The following is a 2857-nucleotide window of genomic DNA, read 5'->3' on the forward strand; positions in this document are numbered from 1 at the left end:
CCGGGCCGATCTGGCGGTGGGCTGGCGCGAGTTCTCCTCCCGCACCTGGATGTGGGCGGTCATCGCGATCTGGATGGTCTTCATGATCGGCTCCTGGGGCCCGACTGTGCCGCTGGTCGCGGCGCAGGTGGTCGAGGAGTACGGGGCCGGGGCGTACGGCGCCGTGAACTCCGCGATGGGTGCGGGGATGGTCGTCGGCGGCCTGGTCGCGCTGCGGGTGCGGCCGGTCCGCCCGCTGCGCGCCGGGGAGGTCGCGGCGCTCGGCTTCGGCGCCCAGCCGGCGGCGGTGGGGCTGCAGTTGCCGGTGCCGGCGATCGCCGGGGGGATGGCGGTGGCCGGGGCGGCGCTGGCCTTCTGGGGCGTGATGTGGGCGACGAGCGTGCAGACGCAGGTGCCGCCCGCGGCGCTGAGCCGTGTGAACGCGTACGAGATCGCCGGCTCGGTCGCCATGCTGCCCGTCGGCAACGCCCTCGCCGGGCCGGCGTCGGCGGCGTTCGGCGCGCACGAGGTGCTGGTGTTCAACGGGGTGCTGGCGGTGCTGACGGCGACCGCGCTGCTCTCCGTACCGGCGATACGCAACCTGCGCAGAGCGGACGGAAACCGCAGGGAACCGCTCGAAGCGGACGCGCTGCGGGCGGATGCGCGTATGACCGGCAGGTCAGGAGACGCGAAAACGGGGTGAGGGGCAAGCCTGCCCTTACGTAGGCTCGGGGACGATGCCTGCCGCCGCCGTACACACCGAAGAGCCCGATCCCGCCGACTCCACGACCGCCGCCGGTACCGGCCCCGACCTCGAAGGACCGCCGCCGGGCGGCGCGGAGGACCGCTCCGCGGTCCGCTCGCTGCTGCGGCTGTGGCCGTACGTCCGCCCGGTGCGGGTGCGGCTGTTCTCGGCCGCCGGCGTGGCGATCGTCGCGTCGTGCATCGGGCTGGTGATCCCGCTGGTGCTCAAGTGGCTCGTGGACGGCCCGGTGGCCGACCGCGACCCGGCGGGCGTCTGGCTCGGCGGGCTGCTGATCCTCGCGCTCGGCGTCGCGGAGGCGGTGCTGTTCGGCTTCCGCCGGTGGCTGGTGGCGCGCCCTCTGGCCGGGGTGGAGGCGGCGATGCGGGCGAGCCTGTACCGGCATCTGCAGCGGCTGCCGGTGTCCTTCCACGACCGCTGGGCCTCCGGCCAGCTGCTCTCCCGCGGCACGACGGACCTCCAGCTGATCCGGATGTTCCTGGCCTTCCCGCTGACGTTCCTGGTGGTCAACGGTACGACCATCGCGGTCGGCTGCGCGGTCCTGCTGGCCCAGGAGTGGACGCTCGGGCTCGTGCTGCTGGCGCCGGTGATCCCGCTGGTGGCGCTCTGCTCGGCCTTCGAACGGCGCTTCTTCGGTGCCGCGCGCCGGGCGCAGGACCAGGTCGGCGACCTGACGACGGTCGTCGAGGAGGCGGTGCTCGGCATCCGCATCGTCAAGGGCTTCGGCCGGCACCGCAGCCAGGCGCAGGCGTTCCACCGGCTGACGCACGAACTGCGCGGCACCGAGCTGCACAAGGCGCGGCTGCTGGCCGGGATCTGGGCGCTGATCATGACGCTGCCGGAGCTGGCGATCGGCGCGGCGCTGGTGCTGGGCACGATGCAGGTCGCGGACGGCGACCTGTCGGCGGGGACGCTGGTGGCGTTCCTGTCCACGGCGATGGCGCTGCGCTGGCCGGTGGAGTCGATCGGGTTCCTGCTTGCGATGTGCAACGAGGCGGCGACCGCGGCGGACCGCTACTTCGAGGTGCTGGACGAGCCGGAGGCCGACGCGGCGGACCGCAGATCCGCCGGCACCGCGAGCACCGCCAGCACTGTCGGCACTGTCGGCACTGTCGGCACTGTCGGCACCGTCAAGGCCGCCCCGGGCGCCTCGCCCGGCCCTGCCGCCGCCTCCGTCCCGGCGCAGCGCGACGGGTCCGCGCCGGAACCGGACACCCCGCCGCCGGCCGCCGACGGCATCCGCTTCACGGGCGTCGTCTTCCGCCACCCCGACGCCGGGCCGGACACCGCGCCCGTACTCGACGGCGTCGACCTGCACGTGCGCTCCGGCGAGACCCTCGCCCTCGTCGGCGCCACCGGCAGCGGCAAGACGACGCTCACCGCGCTCGTCCCGCGGCTGTACGAACCGACCGCCGGCCGCATCAGCCTCGACGGCCGCGACATCACCGGCCTGCCCCGCGACGAGCTGCGCGAGCTGGTCGCCGTGGCGTTCGAGGAGCCGACCCTCTTCTCCGCCACCGCCGGCGAGAACGTGCTCATGGGCTCGTACGAGGCCGAAGAGCACGACCTGCTGCGGGCGTTGGACATCGCGCAGGCCGACTTCGTGCACCAGCTGCCCGACGGCCACCGCACCGAGGTCGGCGAGCAGGGGCTCAGCCTCTCCGGCGGCCAGCGCCAGCGCCTCGCGCTGGCCCGGGCGATCGTGGGCCGGCCCCGCTTCCTCGTGCTCGACGACCCGCTGTCGGCGCTCGACGTGCACACCGAGGCCCTGGTGGAGGCCGCGCTGCGGCGCGTGCTGGCGACGACCACGGCGCTGGTCGTCGCGCACCGCCCGTCGACGGTGCTGCTCGCGGACCGGGTGGCGCTGCTGTCCGGCGGCCGGGTCGCGGCGGTGGGCACGCACGACGAACTACTGCACGGCAGTGGGGAGTACCGCGCGCTGATGGCGGGCGTGACGGAGGAGCGGACGCAGGACGCGGCCGGGGCCGCACACGGCGAGGAGGGGGAGCAGCGATGACGGCGACGGTCACCGAAAGACCCGGCGGCGAGGAGCCGGACGACGACCGCCCGCGCCCGCGGACCGACCCTTTCGACCAGGACCTGCTGCCCGCGCCC

General features: G+C 74.8%; 2 protein-coding genes. Both read left to right on the forward strand.

Annotation, left to right across the window (positions count from 1 at the left end; translation table 11 throughout):
• Nucleotides 1-682: MFS transporter (locus H5J30_RS25370; protein ID WP_508470701.1), on the forward strand; the 682-nt coding region annotated here is incomplete at its 5' end.
• 34 nt (nucleotides 683-716) lie between these two features.
• Nucleotides 717-2759 (forward strand): ABC transporter ATP-binding protein, encoded by a 2043-nt coding sequence (locus tag H5J30_RS25375; RefSeq protein WP_181789673.1) that lies wholly within the window; start codon nucleotides 717-719, stop codon nucleotides 2757-2759.
• Nucleotides 2760-2857 lie beyond the last annotated feature (98 nt).

The sequence above is a fragment of the Streptomyces phytophilus genome (assembly GCF_013870535.1).
Lineage (GTDB): Bacteria > Actinomycetota > Actinomycetes > Streptomycetales > Streptomycetaceae > Streptomyces > Streptomyces phytophilus.

What these genes read in the sequence shown, in the direction of transcription:
- H5J30_RS25375 (WP_181789673.1), top strand. Translation starts at nt 717, where the DNA reads ATGCCTGCCGCCGCCGTACACACCGAAGAGCCCGATCCCGCCGACTCC.